This window comes from Sphingobacterium sp. (assembly GCF_032065005.1).
In the GTDB taxonomy this organism is placed as follows: Bacteria; Bacteroidota; Bacteroidia; order Sphingobacteriales; family Sphingobacteriaceae; genus Sphingobacterium.
The window spans coordinates 15,349-36,463 of sequence record NZ_DAMBMM010000001.1; the positions used below are offsets into that span (position 1 = coordinate 15,349).

Annotated in this window: 18 protein-coding genes; 8 read left to right on the forward strand and 10 right to left on the reverse strand. The window is 39.7% G+C overall.

Annotated elements, in window-relative coordinates:
• Position 1: 1 nt before the first annotated feature.
• The 4 genes from RT138_RS00060 (at position 2) to RT138_RS00075 (ending at position 6,322) form a co-directional block, all read left to right on the forward strand.
• Positions 2-1,084, forward strand: coding sequence for an efflux RND transporter periplasmic adaptor subunit (locus RT138_RS00060; protein ID WP_313188956.1), 1,083 nt, complete (start codon positions 2-4; stop codon positions 1,082-1,084).
• Positions 1,085-1,109: 25 nt separating this feature from the next.
• Positions 1,110-4,271, forward strand: coding sequence for an efflux RND transporter permease subunit (locus RT138_RS00065; RefSeq protein ID WP_313188957.1), 3,162 nt, complete (start codon positions 1,110-1,112; stop codon positions 4,269-4,271).
• The gene (locus tag RT138_RS00070) at positions 4,261-5,709 is read left to right on the forward strand and encodes a TolC family protein (RefSeq protein ID WP_313188958.1); all 1,449 of its coding nucleotides are present in this window, start codon (positions 4,261-4,263) and stop codon (positions 5,707-5,709) included. Before RT138_RS00065 ends, RT138_RS00070 begins: the two co-directional genes overlap by 11 nt.
• A 142-nt stretch (positions 5,710-5,851) precedes the next feature.
• Positions 5,852-6,322, forward strand: a complete 471-nt coding sequence (locus RT138_RS00075; RefSeq protein WP_313188959.1) for a hypothetical protein — start codon at positions 5,852-5,854, stop codon at positions 6,320-6,322.
• A gap of 45 nt (positions 6,323-6,367) precedes the next feature.
• On the opposite strand, the gene RT138_RS00080 is transcribed toward RT138_RS00075, so the two are convergent.
• Both RT138_RS00080 and RT138_RS00085 read right to left on the reverse strand, forming a co-directional pair.
• Complete coding sequence (locus tag RT138_RS00080; protein ID WP_313188960.1) at positions 6,368-7,396, reverse strand: LacI family DNA-binding transcriptional regulator; 1,029 nt, start codon at positions 7,394-7,396, stop codon at positions 6,368-6,370.
• Between the two features lie 157 nt (positions 7,397-7,553).
• Complete coding sequence (locus tag RT138_RS00085; protein ID WP_313188961.1) at positions 7,554-8,489, reverse strand: hypothetical protein; 936 nt, start codon at positions 8,487-8,489, stop codon at positions 7,554-7,556.
• Between the two features lie 632 nt (positions 8,490-9,121).
• On the opposite strand from RT138_RS00085, the gene RT138_RS00090 reads away from it, so the two are divergent.
• From RT138_RS00090 to RT138_RS00100, 3 genes are all read left to right on the forward strand, one after another.
• Positions 9,122-9,790, forward strand: a complete 669-nt coding sequence (locus RT138_RS00090) for an NAD-dependent epimerase/dehydratase family protein (RefSeq protein WP_313188962.1) — start codon at positions 9,122-9,124, stop codon at positions 9,788-9,790.
• Positions 9,791-10,234: 444 nt separating this feature from the next.
• Entirely contained in the window at positions 10,235-13,363 is a 3,129-nt protein-coding gene (locus RT138_RS00095; protein WP_313188963.1) for a TonB-dependent receptor, read from the forward strand.
• A 17-nt stretch (positions 13,364-13,380) separates the two neighbouring features.
• Complete coding sequence (locus tag RT138_RS00100; RefSeq protein WP_313188964.1) at positions 13,381-14,961, forward strand: RagB/SusD family nutrient uptake outer membrane protein; 1,581 nt, start codon at positions 13,381-13,383, stop codon at positions 14,959-14,961.
• 49 nt (positions 14,962-15,010) lie between these two features.
• On the opposite strand, the gene RT138_RS00105 is transcribed toward RT138_RS00100, so the two are convergent.
• From RT138_RS00105 to RT138_RS00135, 7 genes are all read right to left on the reverse strand, one after another.
• On the reverse strand, positions 15,011-15,556 hold the full coding sequence (locus RT138_RS00105; RefSeq protein WP_313188965.1) for an ATP-binding protein: 546 nt from the start codon (positions 15,554-15,556) through the stop codon (positions 15,011-15,013).
• Between the two features lie 7 nt (positions 15,557-15,563).
• A complete protein-coding gene (locus tag RT138_RS00110) occupies positions 15,564-16,067 on the reverse strand; it encodes a GNAT family N-acetyltransferase (RefSeq protein WP_313188966.1) in 504 nt (167 codons plus the stop codon).
• A gap of 96 nt (positions 16,068-16,163) precedes the next feature.
• Positions 16,164-16,511, reverse strand: coding sequence for a hypothetical protein (locus RT138_RS00115; protein ID WP_313188967.1), 348 nt, complete (start codon positions 16,509-16,511; stop codon positions 16,164-16,166).
• Complete coding sequence (locus RT138_RS00120; RefSeq protein ID WP_313188968.1) at positions 16,501-17,052, reverse strand: sigma-70 family RNA polymerase sigma factor; 552 nt, start codon at positions 17,050-17,052, stop codon at positions 16,501-16,503. Before RT138_RS00120 ends, RT138_RS00115 begins: the two co-directional genes overlap by 11 nt.
• A complete protein-coding gene (locus tag RT138_RS00125) occupies positions 17,045-17,383 on the reverse strand; it encodes a hypothetical protein (protein WP_313188969.1) in 339 nt (112 codons plus the stop codon). Before RT138_RS00125 ends, RT138_RS00120 begins: the two co-directional genes overlap by 8 nt.
• 79 nt (positions 17,384-17,462) lie before the next feature.
• Complete coding sequence (locus RT138_RS00130; RefSeq protein ID WP_313188970.1) at positions 17,463-17,861, reverse strand: NUDIX domain-containing protein; 399 nt, start codon at positions 17,859-17,861, stop codon at positions 17,463-17,465.
• Between the two features lie 43 nt (positions 17,862-17,904).
• Entirely contained in the window at positions 17,905-19,737 is a 1,833-nt protein-coding gene (locus RT138_RS00135) for an acyltransferase family protein (RefSeq protein WP_313188971.1), read from the reverse strand.
• 127 nt (positions 19,738-19,864) lie between these two features.
• Here RT138_RS00135 and RT138_RS00140 point away from each other — a divergent pair, with 127 nt between their 5' ends.
• Complete coding sequence (locus tag RT138_RS00140) at positions 19,865-20,083, forward strand: hypothetical protein (RefSeq protein ID WP_313188972.1); 219 nt, start codon at positions 19,865-19,867, stop codon at positions 20,081-20,083.
• A gap of 16 nt (positions 20,084-20,099) precedes the next feature.
• On the opposite strand, the gene RT138_RS00145 is transcribed toward RT138_RS00140, so the two are convergent.
• The gene (locus RT138_RS00145; protein ID WP_313188973.1) at positions 20,100-20,600 is read right to left on the reverse strand and encodes a YdeI/OmpD-associated family protein; all 501 of its coding nucleotides are present in this window, start codon (positions 20,598-20,600) and stop codon (positions 20,100-20,102) included.
• Positions 20,601-21,115: the final 515 nt, after the last annotated feature.

A 21,115-nucleotide genomic window follows, 5' to 3' on the forward strand; every position in this document is an offset into this window, starting at 1 on the left:
AATGAAGAGAGTTGTCATGCTCATGAGTTCACTGGCTGTACTGTGCCTAGTGTCTTGCAATGAAAAAAAAGAAGAAAAGGAAGAGGCTTTCAAATACACTGTAACCTCTCCGGCAGAAATTGACACAAGCTTTAACAAAGAGTATGTGTCACAGATTAAATCCGTAAGAAATATTGAATTGCGTGCGCTGGAGAAAGGTTATCTCGAGCAAATCTATGTCGATGAAGGCCAAACGGTCAGAAAGGGGCAATTGTTGTTCCGTATCAAGCCTACTATGTACCAAGCCGAACTGAACAAACAAATGGCAGAAGTTGAAGTTGCGCAGATCGAAGTTCAGAATACCCAAAACCTGTCTGATAAGAATATCGTATCGCCGAATGAACTGGCGATGGCAAAAGCGAAACTGGAGCGAGCAAAGGCTGAGGCAGCGATAGCAAAAATACACTTAAACTTTACAGAGGTTAGAGCTCCATTTGATGGTACTATTGATAGGATTCCATTGAAATTGGGAAGTCTGGTTGATGAAGGGGAGCTATTGACAAGCTTGTCGGATAACTCGCAGATGTTTGCCTATTTCAATGTTTCAGAACCCGAGTATCTGGATTATCAACGCAATGTGGCCAACCGTGCTGATAATCATGTTTCCCTTTTGTTGGCGAATAATGAAGAATTAGAACATAAGGGTATGGTGGAAACCATTGAAGGAGAGTTCGATATCGAAACCGGTAATATCGCTTTCCGTGCTCGATTCCCTAACCCCAATAAATTACTGCGGAACGGGGAGACTGGCAAGGTCTTGATGAAAGTTCCAATGAAGCGTGCCTTATTGATTCCACAAAAGGCAACTTATGAAGTTCAAGATAAAAAGTATGTCTTCATGATCGGCAAGGATGGAAAAGTCGTTTCGCAACCGATCAAGATCAGTGCTTCGCTACCCGATCTATATGTCGTAGCGGGAGGAATTGCGCCGAACGATAAGATCCTTCTGGAAGGATTACAGAAAGTTAAGGATGGCGAAAAGATCAAATATGAGTATGTGGAGCCGAAAGATGCCATCTCTAATCTAAAGATCAGAACAGAATAAGTTGTAAGGAAAAAAATAGAATAACATGTTTAACAGATTTATAAATAGACCGGTACTTTCTATTGTCATATCCCTTATTATCGTATTCTTAGGGGTATTGGCCATGACCCAATTGCCAGTAACACAATTTCCGTCAATCTCTCCACCGAAGGTAAATGTGAAAGCAGAATACCCAGGTGCGAATGGGGAATTGATGATCAAAGCCGTCATCATCCCATTAGAAAGGGCAATCAATGGGGTGCCCGGCATGAAATACATGGCTTCCGATGCCGGAAATGATGGGGAGGCCAGTATTCAGATCGTTTTTGATTTAGGGACCGACCCTAACCAAGCCTCCGTCAATGTACAGAACAGGGTGGCTTCGGTAGTCAATAAGCTTCCATCGATTGTGGTCCGTGAAGGGGTGAAAATAACCCGTGAGGAATCCAATATGCTGATGTACATCAATATGTACAGTGATGAAAAGGATTTGGATGGTAACTTCATGTTCAACTTTGCTGATATCAATGTGGTTTCGGAGTTGAGGCGTGTTCCAGGTGTAGGTGTTGCCGATATCTTGGGAAATAGGGAATATGCCATGCGTATTTGGTTGAAACCCGATCGGATGACAGCCTATAAGGTTTCCTCAGAAGAAGTGATGAAAGCCCTCGAGGAACAGAGCTTAGAAGCTTCTCCAGGTCGTGCCGGTGAATCTTCGGGTATTAAATCCCAATCTTTTGAGTATATCCTGAAGTATTCCGGACGTTTTACCACAGAAGAGGAATACGGCAATATCATCCTGAAGGTAAATCCAAATGGCGAGATCTTGAGATTGAAAGATGTAGCCGATATACATTTCGGTTCTGCCATGTACGATATCTACTCCACCTTGAACGGGAGACCTTCGGCAGCGATTGTTCTGAAACAATCCTATGGAAGTAATGCCTCTCAGGTAATCAAGGATGTCAAGGCCAAAATGGAAGAGCTGCAGCAATCTTTCCCTAAAGGGCTGCATTATGAGATTAGTTACGACGTATCCAAATTCTTGGATGCCTCCATGGAAAAGGTAGTACATACCTTGGTTGAAGCCTTTATTTTGGTGGCTTTGGTGGTATTCCTGTTCTTAGGAGATTTACGGTCGACCTTGATCCCAACGATTGCCGTTCCTGTGTCTTTGATCGGAGCATTCTTGTTTATGCAATTTATTGGAATCAGCATCAACTTGATCACCCTTTTTGCCTTGGTGCTGGCGATTGGGGTGGTCGTTGATGATGCGATCGTCGTCATCGAGGCGGTGCACAAGAAGATGGAGGAACATCATGTATCGGCTTATAAAGCGACCAAAAAGGCTATGCATGAAATAGCAGGTGCAATTATCGCGATTACCTTTTTGATGGCTGCGGTATTTATCCCTGTAGCCTTTATGTCGGGACCTGTCGGGATCTTTTACCGTCAGTTCTCAATTACCATGGCTACCTCCATTATCCTTTCGGGTATTGTGGCATTGACCTTGACTCCGGCATTATGTGCCATCCTATTAAAGAACAACCATGGAAAACCACGTAAGAATTCCATCGTAGATAAATTCCTGGACTCCTTCAACAGAGGATTTGACAAGATGCAGAATCGCTATGTCAAGCTGCTGAGTAAGATGGTGAACAAACGTGCCCTTACCTTCCTGATATTGATCGGTTTTTGTATTGGGGCTTATTTCCTAAATAATAGTGTGCCTTCAGGCTTTATCCCCAATGAAGACCAAGGGATGATTTATGCCATTATACAGACTCCTCCAGGATCAACCTTGGAACGGACAAATAAGGCTGCATTGGATTTACAGAAAGAAGCAGAGGATATCGATGGCGTAGCTTCCGTTTCTTCACTTGCAGGTTATGAAATCCTGAACGAAGGTACAGCAGCAAATACCGGTACCCTTTTGATCAATTTGAAAGGTTGGGAAGAAAGGAAGGAGTCTGCAGTTGAGATCATAGAGCAATTGGAGAAAAGTGCTGAAAACATTCCTGGAGCATCCATTGAGTTCTTTCAACCACCAGCAGTACCAGGTTATGGAGCAGCCGGAGGATTTGAATTGAGGCTGTTGGATAAAACCGGTAACAATGATTTCCAGAAGATGGAACAGGTGAGCAAGGATTTTGTGAAGGAGTTGAACAATAGACCTGAACTGGCATCCGTATTTACATTCTTCAGTGCGAGTTTCCCGCAATACCTTTTAAAAATCGATAATGAAGTGGCTCAACAAAAGGGTATTTCCATAGATAATGCCATGACAACCCTGTCCACCTTGGTAGGATCAAATTATGAAACCAACTTCATCAAGTTCGATAGACAATACAAGGTTATGGTTCAGGCTTTGCCCCAATATAGAGCCTTGCCTGAAGATATCTTAAAGCTATATGCCAAAAATGATAAAGGTGAAATGGTGCCATTTTCTGAGTTTATGCATATGGAAAAGGTATATGGACTTTCAGAGATTACCCGACATAATATGTATTTGGCATCAGAGATTTCCGGATCAGCGAAACAGGGCTTTAGTTCCGGCGAAGCGATCAATGTAGTAAATGAAGTTGCTTTGAAGACCTTACCACGTGGCTATGCCATTGATTGGGCCGGTATTTCTAAGGATGAGGTAGCCCGTGGTAACCAGGCGATTTATATATTCATGATCTGTTTAGGCTTCGTCTATTTGATTTTGGCGGCGCAATATGAGAGTTTTATCCTCCCATTTGCTGTAATTCTTTCCCTACCTGTCGGCATCTTCGGCGCCTTTTTCCTATTGAAACTGCTTCATCTTGAGAATAACATCTATGCGCAGGTTGCACTGGTCATGCTGATCGGTCTGCTGGGTAAGAATGCCGTGCTGATCGTGGAGTTCGCGGTTCAGAAACATCAAGAAGGCATGAGCATTTTTGAAGCAGCGATGGAAGGCGCAAAAGTCCGTTTCAGACCAATCTTGATGACCTCATTTGCATTTATTGCAGGATTAATTCCATTAGTCCTGGCTACGGGTCCAGGTGCTATTGGGAACCGAACGATTGGTACCGCGGCGGCAGGAGGGATGCTGTTCGGTACCATCTTCGGGGTCCTTGTGATCCCGGGATTGTACTTTATTTTCGGGACAATCGCCTCCAAACGTAAATTGATTAAACAAGAAGACGAAAACCCTTTATCTGAAGAAATCGATGGAAAATAAAAAATATAACTACTTCAATTGGTTTGCCGTCGGAATATTGGCACTTTCCGTATCGAGCTGTAAAGTGCCTCAGGCAACGCAGAAGAAAGAAAATAAAATAATGCCAACCAGCTTTGTGGATTCATTGGCCAGCCAAGATACCACAAACTCGGGCAACGTGAAATGGAGGGAGTTCTTTACAGATCCTAACCTGATTTCATTGATCGATACTGCTTTAAAAAATAATCAGGAACTGAACATTACCCTTCAGGAATTGGAGATTGCCAAGAATGATATCATGCTCAGAAAAGGAGCCTTGAAACCCATCGTGGGAATTGGCGCTGGGGGCGGAATCGAAAAAGTAGGTCGATATACCTCGCAAGGTGCAGGTGATGCTTCGACAGAAATTACTCCTGGACATGAAATGCCCGATCCTTTAGGCGATCTAAATGTTTCTGTTTTTGCCCATTGGGAGGTCGATATCTGGCGGAAGTTAAAGGATTCTGAGCAGGCTGCGGTAAACCGTTATTTGGCAACCGTGGAAGGTAAGAACTTTGTGTTGAGCAGCCTGATTGCTGAAGTGGCCAATTCCTATTATGAGTTATTGGCCTTGGATAATCAACTGTCCATCATTCGTCAGAACATTCAGCTGCAGGAAAAAGCCCTGGAGGTCGTGAAGATCCAGAAGGAGGCCACCCGGGTAACGGAATTGGCAGTTAAGAAGTTTGAAGCAGAGGTTGCAAAAACCAAGGGCATGGAATTTTCTACCTTGCAACAGATCAAGGAAACGGAAAACAGGATCAATTTTCTCTTAGGCAGGTATCCGCATGAAATTGCAAGAAACCAAGCTAATTTCATTGATCTAGTTCCTGCGACGGTGAGAACGGGGATTCCAAGTCAGTTGCTGAATAATCGCCCTGATATCCTGCAGGCAGAGCATGAGCTTGCTGCGTCAAAATTGGATGTACAGGTGGCCAGAAAGGAATTCTATCCTTCACTGGATATCTCAGCTGCTTTTGGTCTTCAGGCTTTTAAACCATCCTATCTTTTTAGGTTGCCGGAATCCTTGTTGTATAATTTAGCTGGGGACCTTACTGCACCACTATTGAATAAGAATGCCATCAAGGCAGAATTCAATTCGGCAAATGCAAGGCAGATCCAAGCCATCTATAATTATGAACGGACGCTGTTGAATGCTTTCACCGAAGTCTCTACACAGCTGTCCAATATTGACAATTTGGAGAAAGGATATGTCTATAAGAACCAAGAAGTGGATGCATTGAATAAATCCATTGGTGTATCCAATGAACTCTTTAAGTCTGCAAGGGCGGATTATCTAGAGGTCTTGATGACACAAAGGGATGTATTGGATGCGAAGCTCGAATTAATCGAAACAAAAAAACAACAACTCAATGCAGTTGTTAATGTATATAAAGCTTTAGGAGGGGGCTGGAAATAACCTTCCTTCTAATATTATTAGGGTTAGTTTTCAAGGGAGCGGTTATACTGCTCCCTTTTTATTTTAACTTAATTATGGGTATTGATGATGTAGTTATTTTTATATATTTGGCGATTATTTATTAACTCACTAACAAATCATTATGCTTAAAATTACGAAGTGTCTTTTCTTGTTTGCTCTATTTACTCTTTTCCATTTGCATTCCAATGCCCAGTCTAATCCATTTTCTATCGGAGCACATTTAGAATGGAACATGGAGTCGCCCTCTTATGCCAAGCTATATTCGGTCAATGCTAAATATGATTTCACAGAAAGGCAAGCTATCCAAGCTCAAGTAGGATTAGGTGATTATGATGTTTACTATATAGGTGCCGATTATTTATATACCGTATTGCTCTTGAAAAAGATGCCGAGCGTATTTGTTGGGGCAGGATTAGGATTTGAAGGGATTCGCGGAACTGATGCTAATGATATTATCATAAATGCCCAGGCTGGATTGCAGTTCGACATCAAGAAGTTTTCTCCTTTTGTGGGATACAAACCTAAGTTTTATTTCGAGGCAGAAGGAATCGATCCTTCCACGATTTTTATAGGTTTACGATATAGACTATAAGATAAAATTCCAAACACCTGTACTTTGCTGCAGGTGATTTTGCTTTTAAAGTACTGAAGATTTCCTAGGGATCAATTTAGTCTTTAGTTCAATGGTTTCATATTCCTCAATAGGGTATTTGGCATTGATCAGCTCGACTAACTTCTGGAAGGCCAGCATTCCAATCTCTTCTGTAGGCTGTACCACTGTGGAAAGGGAAGGGTTAAGCGAGTTTGGAATCCTGATATTGGAGAAACCAATGACCGAAACCTCCTCCGGAACCTTGATGTTCATTTCAGCTAATATGCCCAAGGTCAGGGTGGTGATGTCATCCGTTGCACCAAAGATGGCATTGACCATATTTCCTGTAGATTTCAAATAATTCAGTTTTTTGATAATGGAATCTTCGATTTCATCATGTTTGCTGTAGTCACATTCTAAGTAAAAGTTATTATCGAACTCAATCTTATGGTCCTTCAGGCATTTCCGGAAACCTAGTAACCTTGCTTCGGAAACCCCTATGTTTTTACCCGTGATATGTAAAATATTTTTCCTTCCAGAGTTCAGGAGGTGTTCGGTGGCATCATAGGCGCTCAGTTGATTGTCTATTCCAACCTTATGGGTTTGCAGGTCATGGTTTACCCGGTCAAACAGAACCACTGGAACCCCCGATTCCTGTAAACTCTTTAGCTGCTCATAATTTGAATTGAATGAAACGGGGGATATCAACAGACCGTCAATTCCACGCATCTTTAGCACCTCAATGGCATGCTTTTCCAAATTGACATCATCGCGGCTCTGCATAATGATGATATCATATTTGTCAATTTGGGAACCCTTATGGATTCCATCAAGAACTTGGGAGATAAACGTATTGCTGATATTAAAAACGATGACACCAATCGTGTTGGTCTTGCCTGTTTTCAATGTCCGAGCGACCTTGTTAGGGACATAATTATGTTTTTCAGCATAGTCTTTCACCATTTTTTTAGTAGACTCACTGATTTCATAACTGTCTGATAGGGACTTGGAAACGGTAGAAATTGATAGTTTTAAGTCTCTGGCAATATCCTTTAAAGTCTTACGTTCTGACATAATTAGTTCATCCTGAAAATGATTCTGATAGGGAGATTTATAAAAATTTAAATAAACACATTTTTAATGATTTTGGCAATTTATTCTGCCTTTTTAATTAAAAGACATCCAATTTAAGTTAAATTGGATGTCTTTTTTTTGCTCTTACTTGAATATTTTATTTACTTACCTCAAAAGGTAAGACAGCATTTTCAACGATCAGTTTCTCCTTGTCATAGATATCTAAAACCAGGTGTCCCTCGTAATAAGTTCCAAAACTCTCTGGAGGATTTGAATGCTTTTTTAGGGATTGGATTTTTCCCTTGACCTTAAATTTTTTCCACTCTTCTGGATTTATACTATAGTTGTAATTTGCAGTAAAAGGTCCAATGTATTCCATGTATTCGACCCAGTTTTTTTGGTTCTCTTCATCAAGATCAATTTCTTGACCCAAATAGCTGGATATGCCATTTTCTAATTTTAATACCAGATGTTGGCCTGAATTGGAAAAGGTATTATACCTGTAATCATAATATTCATTCGTAACGTTAGAAAGCGATTTACCAGAGGAGCTTATTGTCGAAAAGAATTGAAATTTTGGATTAGTGGTTCTAATATCAAAAATGAGTGCTTCACATCCCACAGATCCAATCTCTTTGGCCTGGATGGATCCCTCGATTTCCCTTTCAGATTTGGCATTAGGAAATTCAAAAACCTTTCCCTTAAATTTAAAAGAGACCGTTTGATTCTGTGGGTCATATTTAAAATCTTCAATAGAAAAGGATTTTTTAGGCTCTATTGTTTGGGAATAGAAAACGCCATGTCCAGTTGGAGTGTTTGTGTTGTACTTTACGGATACCAATTCACCATTAGAGAGTAGGGTAAAGGTAATTTCAGCATATTTTCCTTCCGCAGCTTCTATTTGGGCCGAAACATAAACTTTTCCGCAATTTTCATTTCCACCATTAAAAGATACTTTTCCTTTAATCTCCTTATTGTTCTCAATAAGTTGAAAGGATAGATCTTCGGAATCAATGTTTTCTTCGGTCTTTTCACAGCTAGAAAAAAATAAGCTTAAGCATAGGAATAAGGATAGGAAAGTGAAATTTTTCATAATCTGTTATCAGTTAGTGTGTTGGCATTAAATGCGCATTATTTTAATTTCTTCTAGCGCTAATTGTTTAAAGATAGACAATGGAAATGAGTAAAAGTTTATTCTAGGTTAAGAATATTCTTTAATTTTTTCAAAACTACCAAGTATGACACATGGAAAGACCTAATCCGCAGGGTTTAAAGTCTACAACTGTATTAAAAAAAGGATAGTGGATCAAGGGGTATGCAAAGCTTCTATTAATTTGACGAAATCAATAACCTAATTCAAAAGAGAGAGCAAATCACTTCCTATTTCTTGCGGTCTGTTTGGGGATTTGGAAATCAAGACATTGGAAAATTTTATTAGAACCAGCTAGGAAAGAAGGGTCACGATTGTACAGAGGGAAGTAAGAGCCATGCTAGTAAAATTAATTTTATATTAATACCATACTCTAACCTATAAAAAGGGTTCTAGGTAGGTCATTTGGGTAAATAATATTTCCACAATATATGTTTGAGTTAATTGTTGCGAAACAATAGCAAGAAAACAATTTAAGAATTAATGTGGATTTAAAACTTATGTGGTTTTACATCCAATTTTTGGAATAATTTATGTAGAATTTTTTATTCAGGATTTTGGAATCTAGAAAAAGTATGCAAAAATTAAAAGTGATTATTACTGGGGCAACTGGAATGGTTGGGGAAGGAGTGCTTCAGGAATGTTTAGTCAATCCTGAAGTAGAAAGGGTATTGATTGTCAACAGAAAGGAATATCCACTGCAACACCCCAAATTATCACAAGCAATTCTATCCGATATTCAGGATATTGAAAGCGTAGGGGAGGATCTTTCTTCGTACAATGCCTGTTATTTCTGTGCTGGGGTTTCTTCCGTAGGCATGGATGAGCAAAAATACAGCAGGTTGACTTATGACCTTACATTAGGCTTTGCCAAAAAACTGTTGGCCATTAACCCAGACATGACTTTCTGCTATGTTTCGGGTTCTGGAACCGATAGCTCCGAACAAGGAAGGACCATGTGGGCTAGAGTAAAGGGTAAGACTGAAAATGACCTGATGAAACTTCCTTTTAAAGCTGTGTACAATTTCCGTCCTGCATTTATGCGTCCAACCCCTGGTGCAAAAAATGTCAAGGGTATCTTTAAACTGATTACTGCCCTGTATCCAATCCTGAGGCCATTCAACAAAACCTATTTCCTAACCTTAGAAGAAGTCGCCAAAGCGATGATCGTCGTATCTTTACATGGTTACAATAAGCATGTGCTTGAGGTTGAGGATATTTCATTCCTAGCATCGAAATCCTGAGTCTTAAATGATTTCATATCTCCCCAAAACTTCCATTTATTGTCTTTGAATAAATAATTCCTCTATTTTTTCTGGATTGCATTTTCTAATAATTACTAATTATATAGAAATATATCTACAATTCCGTGTATGTTTTCCATTATTTTCCTGTAAATTTATTAGATAAAATTAACTATTGTGAATCATTAGCTTTGTTATTAGGAGATATTTTAATAGCTAGTTATATCTATTTACATTCCTTAACCATTATTACAAAACACGAAAGAGTTTATAAAATTTTTAAAAAGTATAGCTGAAATCAAATTTATTGCGTTAATTCGTGATGAACTTTAACTATTGAAGAGAACACCTAACACAGTTATTTAATTAGGAAACCTGTATTTGAGATTTTTAGAGCCAAAATTATAAATCGTTTTAGCATTATTTATTATTAACTATATTTTTATGTGGAATTCTGACAATTTTACTCGTAGAGGCAAGAGGCTATGGATTATTCCCTTAGTGCTCCTCGCAACTAGTTACAGTCCGGCTAATGCCAATGTTAGCTTCGGACCGAACGCAGTCCTAACCACTAATTTGCAGCAACAGACCGTTTCAGGCGTTGTCCGTGATGCAGGTACTAACCAGCCTATGGGAGGGGTGACCATCTCTGTCAAAGGCACCAATACCGCCACGCAGACCGACGACAATGGTAACTTCTCCATCGCAGCAAATACCGGTCAGGTAATCGTTGCCAATTTCTTAGGGTTCAAATCCCAAGAGAAAACGGTAAGTTCTACTACCATGAACTTCTCCCTTGAAAGTTCCGATCAACAGATCGAGGAATTGGTAGTCGTAGGTTATGGTACCATGAGAAAGTCTGATGTGACGGGTTCAATCTCCAACGTTAAAGGAGAGGACATGATCAAGGCACAGAGCTTCAGTCCCCTAGAAAACTTAAGGGGTAAAGCACCAGGTGTCAACATCTATTCCAACTCGAGCCAGCCAGGTGCCTATGCCAATAGGGTGATCATCCGTGGTACAAATACCATCAACTCTTCTTCAAACCCACTTTACGTGGTGGATGGAGTGGTGATGCAAGATTTCCATTTGTTGAACCCGAACGATATCCAGAGTATCGAAGTATTGAAGGACGCTTCATCAGCAGCGATCTATGGTGCGCGTGGTGCCAACGGTGTTATCTTGGTTACGACCAAAAGGGGTAACAAGGATGGCAGAAGGACGATCAGCTACCAAGGTTCCGTGAGCAGCAACTCTGTACAGCGCTATATGGATGTTCTGAGCGGTCAGGAATGGGTGGATGCCTTTATGATCGGTCTTGAGAACGAAAACAAATGGCAGGGAAAGAACTGGAACCTGAACAAGACTTCCTGGTTCAATGACCCGAACTACTTCGATGCAAGCGGTAACCCATTGTACAATACGGACTGGCAGAAAGAGGCGACAAGGAACTCCTTGTCCCATAACCACCAGATCGATATCCAACAAGGTGACGAGAATTCTTCGGTAGGTGCGTTCTTGAACTACTCCGAAAACCAAGGGGTGGTAAACAATACCTACAGCAAACGTATCAACGGTAAGTTAGCCTATGATTCTAAAGTTAAGGAATGGTTATCGACCAGTGTAAACTTATTGGCAAACCATACTTGGGGCCAACATACACCAGAGGATGGTGGTGGTCAGGATGCACGTCGTACCATGATCGAGATGCTTCCTTGGTTACCTATCTACCAACCTGATGGTAAATACACTAACTCTTCATCTTCAACGGTTTCAAACGTATTGGCATTTGAAGGTATGGCAAACCCAGTTTCTATCTTGGATTTGCAGAAGAGAATGCGCTACAATACCCAAATCTTCGGTAATGCGGCATTGACTTTCCACATCGCTGATGGTTTAGACCTGAAAACTCAATTCGGTATTGACAACCACAGAAAAGAATACAGGGGATATTCTTCTATTTTATTGAACAACATCTCAAGACCTAACGGTTGGGCTGAAGTGAGCAGCTGGAATGACCTGTATTGGCAAGAAGAAACGTACCTAACCTACAACAAGACTTTCGACAAACATAGGGTAAATGCTATGGCGGGTCTATCTTGGCAGGAACGTACTTATTTCGGTTTCAATACCCGTACGGAAGGATTTACTACCGATGCTTATGAATACAACAACTTAGGTGTTGGTTCTATCCCTGGTTCTCCAGGTTCAGGAACAAACAAATGGGCGATGAACTCGTATTTCGTTCGTGGTAACTATAGCTACGATGACCGTTATTCAGTTACATTGACTGCTCGTGCCGATGGTTCCTCTAAATTTGGACAGGATAAGAAATATGGTTTCTTCCCATCTGCAGGTTTAGCATGGAATGTTTCCAACGAACAGTTCATGAGAGACCAAAATACAGTTAGCAACTTAAAACTTCACACTTCTTACGGTATTACCGGTAACTCGGAGATCGATCCATATTCATCATTGTTCATGATCGGTGCGGGTACTACTTTGATCAATGGTAACCGTGAGCCATCTTATGTAGTCGGAAACCTAGGTAACCCTGGATTACAATGGGAAAAGACCAAAACCTATGATGCGGGTTTTGAATTAGGTTTGTTCGAAAACAAATTGAACTTTGATATCTCTTACTATAATAGAACTACAACAGACCTATTGTTGAGAGCACCGGTTCCTTACTCTACAGGATTCAATGATGTATGGAAAAACATCGGTTCAGTTAGAAACAGTGGGGTAGAGGTATTGGTTACGGCTAATCCGATCCGCAGAGATGACCTAACCTGGAACATCAGCTTGAACGGTAGCTACAACAAGAACAAGGTGTTGAAATTAGGTGAAAACAACGAAGACATCCTATTGAACGGATGGGTTGGTGGACCTAACAGTATCATCCGTGTAGGTGAGAACTTGAACAGTTTCTATGGTTACGAAAGAGAGAAGATCTATACCGTTCAGGATTTCGAAAACGGAGAGATCGATCAGAACAAGATCGGTAGACCAAAACGTTCTACGACCCAAAGGATCTTAGGACAAGGTGTGCCTGATTGGATGGGTAGCTTTATCAACACCGTGAACTACAAGAACTTCGACTTAACCGTTGACCTTCAGTTTGTTTACGGAGTAGAGACCATGCAACAGTTCTTCCACTCGACCTATGACCGTTTCGGTATTACCAATGGTTTGAAAACTATCTTGACCGATGCATACAATGGAACTAATCCAGGTACTATGCAGCAGGCGATATATTTGACAAACAATGGTCACGCTGGACAGGATACCAATGTGGATTCACAATGGGTAGTTGATGGTTCATACCTACGTGTTAACGTATTACAACTGGGTTATTCATTCAAGTCAGACCTAGCTAGCAGAATGGGCTTCTCGGCATTGCGTATCTATGCAAGTGCGAATAACCCATGGTTGTTTACCAACAAGGACTTCCAAGGATACGATCCAGAAAGTACTTCATTGGGTGAAGGAAATAAATTCGGTCAGAACATGACTTTCTTCTCCTATCCAAGAGCTAAGACTTTCACTTTCGGAGTTAACCTGACCTTATAATCTATAGAATTATTATTATGAAAACTAGAAATTTTGCAATCGCTATACTATTGACAGGTGTGCTTGGTCTGAGTTCCTGTGAGAAGTTTTTAGAGGAACAACCTAAGTCCAATGAGACTTTAAATTTCTTCTATAAAACAGAGGCCCAAGCAATAGGAAATGTTAATGCATTATACCGTAGGGGAGCTACTGTAAGATACGGAAATGCAGGAAGTGCATACCTCGGTCCAACGGCTTCCATTCCTACCTTTTTAACGGGGTACTTTACCAACTCTTATGAAAACCAAGAGTTAATCTGTCAATATTCAAGATTATTGAACAGACAGGAAAACACCCGTATCGTATCCAACACCATGAACACGATTTGGAATGATAGTTACAATTCCATCAATATCGCTAATGGTGCCGTGAAACATATCCCTGAGATTCCATTTACGGATGCCAACCAACAGAAGACCTTGATCGCTACTGCTAAGTTCTTCAGAGCCTTCAACTACTTCTATTTGGTGAAAACATTCGGAGATGTGCCTTTGCACTTGGAACCTACTGAAAATCTTGACAACCTTTATCTTGAGCGTTCTCCTGTAGCTACGGTTTATCAAGCGATCGAGAAAGATCTTAAAGATGCGGTCGATGGATTACCAGCAGTGACTTTCACAGAGAACAAAAACCGTATTACAAAGTATGTTGCGGCAATGACACTTGCGAATGTTTATTTGCAACAAGGTAAATTTGCTGAAGCTGCAACCTATTCTAAGATGGTGGTAAATTCTCCGCACAGCTTGACAGCAAATGAGGACTTAAAATTGAAGAGTGCCTACAACAAGTTGCGTACTACAGATAACTTAGCAGAGTCAATCTATGCGTATGAATTTGACGGAACGATCTCTTCAAGTGGATGGTGGCCAACTTATGGATTCAACTCTTCAGCTACTGCTGTATTCGACAAATATGCCATCTTCGAACGCGTTTATGGACCGACCAAAAAGTTCTTGAACGTTTACAAAGCAGATGACTTAAGGATCCAGCCTAACCAATTTTTCCACTGGGAATATAAAAACCCGAACACTGGAAAGATATGGAAATCAGATGATGCTGGTGTTTGGTACTATGTAGATGAGGCTGCTATATTGACTTCTGGTCGTGGTACCAAAGATTTCAATATCTACCGTTATGCTGAGGCGCTATTGATCGCTGCTGAAAGTACAGCTAAAGCTGCCAATGCGGTTACCGCAGAAGCTGCTGGCTACCTGGCAAGGATCAAAGCTCGTGCAAGCACAACCAATAAGACTGTGGCACAATACACAACGGAACTTCAGGCTCTTTCTCCAACTGCCTTTGTTGAAGAGGTATGGACAGAACGTCTTCGTGAATTGCCACTTGAGTTTAAGATGTGGGACGACTGTTTACGTACCGGTAAATTCCCTGTTATTTCAGATACTGAAAAAGGAAAAGTTACTTACATAAACTTAGTTGGAGGTAAAAATGCTTCTGGAGCTACATTCAAAGATTCTGACATTTTATGGCCAATCTCTTTAGATGAACTTCAACGTAATCCAAAATTGACTCAAAATAAAGATTACCAATCTAAAAATTAAGGCAATAATTTAAAATGGAGAGGCTACCTAATATTTTAGGTAGCCTTTTTTATAAATTCCTTTCGATAAATTGAACCCGCTCCGTTATGGACAATTTGGGGACTTCAATGGTCTCATAACCATATTTCTCATAAACATTTTTCATGGATTCAAAGGTCTTCAATGCCTCGGCCCAAGATTGTTTCCTTTCAGAGTCCGTTACGTAAATTTCCTCCCATGGTGGAAGGATAAATACCTTTTTGTACAAAGCTGAACTCAGGTCAGCCTGAATTTCCTGACTGATCTGGATGTCCTCCATTTCCATATAGCAAATGCTGTCCAACAAGCCGCGGTCAAAGAATACCACCTCATTTTCAAAACGCTGTAGGGTCAATTTATAAGAACACAAAGATTCAGACCACATCCGGTTGGCATAGGCTTCTTTGTCGGCCCAGGGTAGAGCAGAACCTCTGTTCAATACTTGTTCTTTGATGATTTCTCGCGCTACTTCTGGAATACATGGAAACCCCTTTTCTGCAAGCTGTGTTAATAAGCTGGTCTTGCCAGTTCCCGGTCCACCAGTGAGCACATAGTAGTTTCTGGTACTTTTCTTCATTAATAATTTAAAATATTAGCTCCAATATTTCCCCTGGGAGACCATTAAAGTCACGGAATTCCCTAGATTGAAAGCCATTCTTAGTTAAGATCTTTTTGGATGCATAATTTTTAGGGTCAATTATGGCAAAAAGTCCCTTGAGGTTTTTTATAGATTTTGAATATTGGACTAAATGTTCGGCTATTTGACTGGCAATGCCCTTTCCCCAGAATTCAGGAATGATAATGTAGCCTAATTCCGCAATGTCAGCATTGGACTCCGTAATTTCAAGTTTTGCTAAACCAATAAATGAACCTTTATTCTTTTCTATTATTTTAAAGGTACCAAAGTTTGGGGAGATGGAGTTTAATTTCAATAGTTTTTTGAAATCCTCTCTAGCTTCTGCATATTCAAAGGGTCTTTCCGTAATCATTTCCATCACCTTACTGTCGTTTACCAACTTGAAATAGTTGTCAAAGTCCATGCTGGTGTTTACAAACTTCAGCAGTTTATACTGATCTAAATCCATCATAAATCAATAAATTTTAATAAAAGTAAAAATTATTAATGTAAATAGGCTTTACTTTTGACGGATTTATAAAAACTTAAGACAATGGTAACCGCAAATTTATAGTTCGGGATTTTTAATATGTCTTCTCAGCTTCAGGATCTTGTCGCTGAACAAAACGATCAGCAACACATAAAGCATCTGGGAGAATAATCCCAAATAATTTCGGAGCTGAAGATCTGTGATTTTTGGAAATATCAGTTCAGTGACCAGATAGTTTAAGCAGATTCCAAAAAGCGTACCTGCTGCAAAAAATATCAATGCATATTTCCTCGACTTGCTGATTGATTCTTTCTCTGCTTCAATTTTCTCAATCTTTGCCATTACCTTGGCGTCAAAATCATCAAAAGGCATCTCCAATTTTGCCATCTTCATGATCTCTTTGAAGTCATCCCTGTTATCTTCCATAAGGCATGCTGTTTATTTCTTTGTTTAGTTCCAATGCCATTCTTTTGCGAGCTCGAAAAAGAATGATTTTACAGTTGGCAGTGGTCCAGCCTGTGATTTCACATAGCTCCGCCGCTGGCAATTCCTCAAGATAAAACAACCTCAAGGCGAGGGCTTCATTGCTGGGTAGCCTTCTCAGCACTTCGTTTATCATTTGTTTCTGTTCCTCTATCATCAAGTTTTTCAAGGCATGGTCATCAAATTGATGATCATGCAGACCTAGGTCTAATTCCACAAATTGAATGGATTTTTTTTGGATCATTTTGTAAGAGCAATGAACCACGATCTTGTAAAACCAAGTACTGAACTTGGAATTGCCCTTAAAATTTCTGAGTGAAAGATAGGTTTGAACAAACGACTCTTGTGCAACTTCTTCGGCGAGAAGTTCATTTTTTACAATAGAGATAGCAATGGAAAAGGCCATGTCTTTATAGGTACTGATAAAGTAGCTAAAGGCATGGCGATCTCCAGAAAGAACTTTGTCTATGTAAAGACTATCCATCAATGCTGTTCTCTTCTTTTTTGTCCTGTTTATCCGCAATAATTAATGATACTCCTACAGTCAAGGAAATGAGCCCAATAATGATAAAACCATCCCAATCGGAATCATTCAGAATGTGAAAGGCAAATAATAGACCTGACAATAGAGATCCAAGGGCAAACCCAATGACCACAACCCCAATTTTCTTCCAAGAATTTGGTTTACCCGGTCTTCTCGGAATCGGTCCGCCTAATTTGGTTATAGTTTCTGACCTATATTTGCTGATAAAAAATGTACACAGTACAATACAAGCAAAAAATGAAATTGGAATTAATACTTCTAATGCTTCCATAATATTTGATTTTATACATTAGTGGAAGGCTAAGGCGAAAAGGTTACAAAAAATTGGAATTATTTTTTTTGAAATAAAATTATAGCAGTTCTCCTTGCTCCTTTAACTGCTTAAAGATGATCTTATCTACTGCAGAGACACTTTCTAGATCAGAATAGCTCAACCATTTAAGCCATTCTATTTCTGCACTTGCTTTCAACTCCCCAGTATATCCAGCTTTATAGCAAGTCATTTTGACAAGTGTCCCAACTGGATGGCTGTCAGCCTGTGCTTCAAAGGTACCCATATATCGGATGCTGTCTGGAATTAATTGAACTTGTAGTTCTTCTGAAATCTCTCTTGTCAAGGCTTGAACATCCGATTCAGCACCCTCTCTTTTACCACCCGGAATATAATATTTTTCCTTGCCGTATGATTTTGTTGAAAGGATTTTGCCATTCTTTATTTCAATCCAAGCGAGCTTATCGATAATCTTCATGAATTTTCAGGTTATAGTCCTAAATTAATGAAATAACAGAGAACTAGTTCTGGATGACCGGTAAAATTTTCTTTCTGAAATTTTCTTCAACTTCCTTTTCCAATAATATAGCACCACGACGGTTGATATGCCTATCATCATAATAAATCAGGGTGTCCCTGTAATAAGGAGCATCATTATATATGGATGCTTTTGAAATATCCCAGATGAGTACATTTTTGTTTACTCGCGCGATGGAGTCTATGGTATGCAAGCTATGGCTGTTCGCCGTCACTTTAAATTTATAGTCGCTATTTTTCACAAAGCCATGGTTTATCCTTACTGGATTTCGGTCTACAATAGGGTAGGAGTTGATTAAAACTAACTTTTGATTGGGTTTCAAGGCCTTTGCCAGGGAGTCTACAGCTTTGGTCACACTGTGGTATTCATCAAATGAATCTGCAGAAATAATGATGACTTCGCTGGAGGCTATGAGCTCTTTGGTATGCGGAACAAGGGCCCTGGAAAGATTATAAAACAACATTTCTCGCTCTGGAATTTCCCTTTTATCGATTCCTTCCAAAGCAGGAAAGCTATCGGAGGTCAAGGTGTTGATGGAAAAATGAAACTTCTCGCCAAGGATATTGAATAAAGGTTTGATGGAATTAGCATGACTGTTACCCAGCAAAAGCACATGGGGCCTCTTGTCTTTTCGATCGCCTAAGGTATCTACATGGTCCACATTATGCGAGCCGGTTGCAAAGGATGCCTGGGTAAATTCATAAGGTGTTTCGAACTTTTTGGAAAGCCAATGTAAACTATAGGTAGCAATTCCCAATGGAACCACGATACAGGCAAATTTAATCAGGAATTTCTTTGTGTTTCCTTGGCGTATTGAATTTTCGATAAAGGTATAGGATAACCAACTCAATACAAAAGTTAATATGCTGATGATCAAAATTTCTTTCCAGTCAAATTGGTGACCTTCGAAAACACCTTCTCTATATCGTTGGAATGCCATCAAAGGCCAATGCCAAAGATATAAGGAGTAAGATAGTGTACCAATATAGACTAGGGGTTTCGATGCTAGGAGTCGAGTGATGAAATTGTCATTTGAAATAAGGATCAAGCCAATCCCTAAGCATGGCAGGAATGAATTTATACCGGGGAAAGCTGAATTCTCATCTAAACTCATTAGTCCATAGACCAATAATGAAACTCCAGAAAGGGCTAGGGGGAGGCTGTATCTTTTGTTCTTTACCTGACCGTTGCTTAGGACGACGCTCATAAAAGCGCCAATCAAAAACTCTGGAATCCTAGCCAAAAGGCTGTAATAGGTGCCACTTTCTTGACCAAAGACCATGAACCGATACTGGTAATATGCTAAGATGATGCTAATTATTCCGGCAAGGATATAGGGTAGGTATTTCTTTTTAAAGAAAATTAAGATAAACGGCAGGAGAAAATAAAACTGCATTTCTATTCCTAGGGACCAGGTGTGCAACAGTGGGTTTTCCGCCTGTTTTGCTCCAAAGTAGGAGTCTCCGGTAGCAAAAAAGAAATTGGAAACAAAGAGGCCTGCCGTGATCAATGATCGCCGGAGAAGTCCAAGGTCCATGGGTAAATAGATAAAGAAACCCACAATGGATATGACCATGAGCAGGAAATAATAGGCTGGGGCGATTCTTTTTAATCGACCTTCATAAAATTCCAAGATGCTGAACTTGTTTTTCTCTTTCTTGTGAAGGATAATGGAAGTGATCAAATAACCGCTGATCACAAAGAAAATATCTACACCTAGGAATCCTGCGGGAAGCCAACTTGAGTTTAAATGAAATATAAAGACCAAAAGAAATGCAATGGCCCTTAAACCCTGAATATCATTCCTATAACCCATAAAATAAAATTTTATGAAGGTAGAATTTTGATGATTAACTCCATGTAATTGAAATTCTACAAATTGGATATTTTAGTATCGATATCAGTTAATTCTGTCATGGCTTAATTCTTGCAGCCTGTTAAATATGGAAAATCAAGATAAAAATGCTAATGGCAACGTGAATACTAATGTAGAGCCACCTACTCAAGAATATCTTCAACAATTGCAAGAGCAAGCTCTCGCAGCGACGAAGGATGAAGATGCTACATTTGGCGAACAGATTATCCGCGAAGGTTTGCAGACATGGCCACAGCTAATCGATGCGGAGTTGGGAAAATTCAAGGATAAGATTTCGAAAGGTTAATACTATCCCTTCGATTTTATATTTTATTCCGACCAATAAAACTGCCCTTTCCCAATAAAAAGGCAATAGCTTTGTCTGTATTTCGAATAATGCTGTTTTCAGTTTTGAGGGTAGCGATATATCGCACAATTTCTTTCCTTAAACTAGGGCTTAAGGCATCAAAGACGGCTTTGGCTTCTTTATTTTCTTCTAGTGCCAACTGAAGCTTAGGATGCATAGCAATCTTTCGGTCTGAAAAATCCAACTTGATCTTAATTGTCAATTCTTCAGCAATCCTTTTTGGAGAATCTTTCAGCATGCTGGTATTGATGTACAGTCTCCAGTCTCCTTTGTATTTTAATAGTGTTTGCGGATGGTATTTTGATCGGTTTACGGATACTTTCAATGCGATATTCCCTTTTTCTCTGTTCAGGGTCCTAAATAGTTCATGTAGAATGGGCTCAGGAACAAATACAAAAGGATTGATACCAATGATATCAAGAGGTGCCTTAAAGGAATATGAACCTACCTTACTCATTTTAGCTGTTTGCCTGATTGCATGAATCAATTTATAATATAAAAATGGCATTTTTTTTCCTTATTATTTTGTTTATTTCATTCTTAACCAAATCCTTATATCAGAAAGTCATATTTGTTTTCTTTTAATCCTAACATTATTAAAGCCTCTGACCTTTATCTTGGTCAAATCAAATATGCTGATATAAAAAGTATGAGTTGGTTACTCTAGTTACAGACAATGGCGGGTTAGTAATTTTCTTAATGTTTGGTGGTAAATGAAAATAATTCAAGAAATAGAAGTAAGTTTATTGTTCTAGCCTTTGGGACCTACGTTTTAAGTGAGGATAATTTTGAAACAAAAAAGAATAGACCCAATTAATATTAGGTCTATTTTTAGTCTTGTGTTCTAATCTTGTTCGGATAGTATTTGGAAAATTTAGCAACCTACCATTACTATCATTTTGGTCACATTCGAGGCCGAGAATAGGTGCGTCAGGTTAAGCTGGCAAAGAGGTCGGAAAATTCCTCGATATT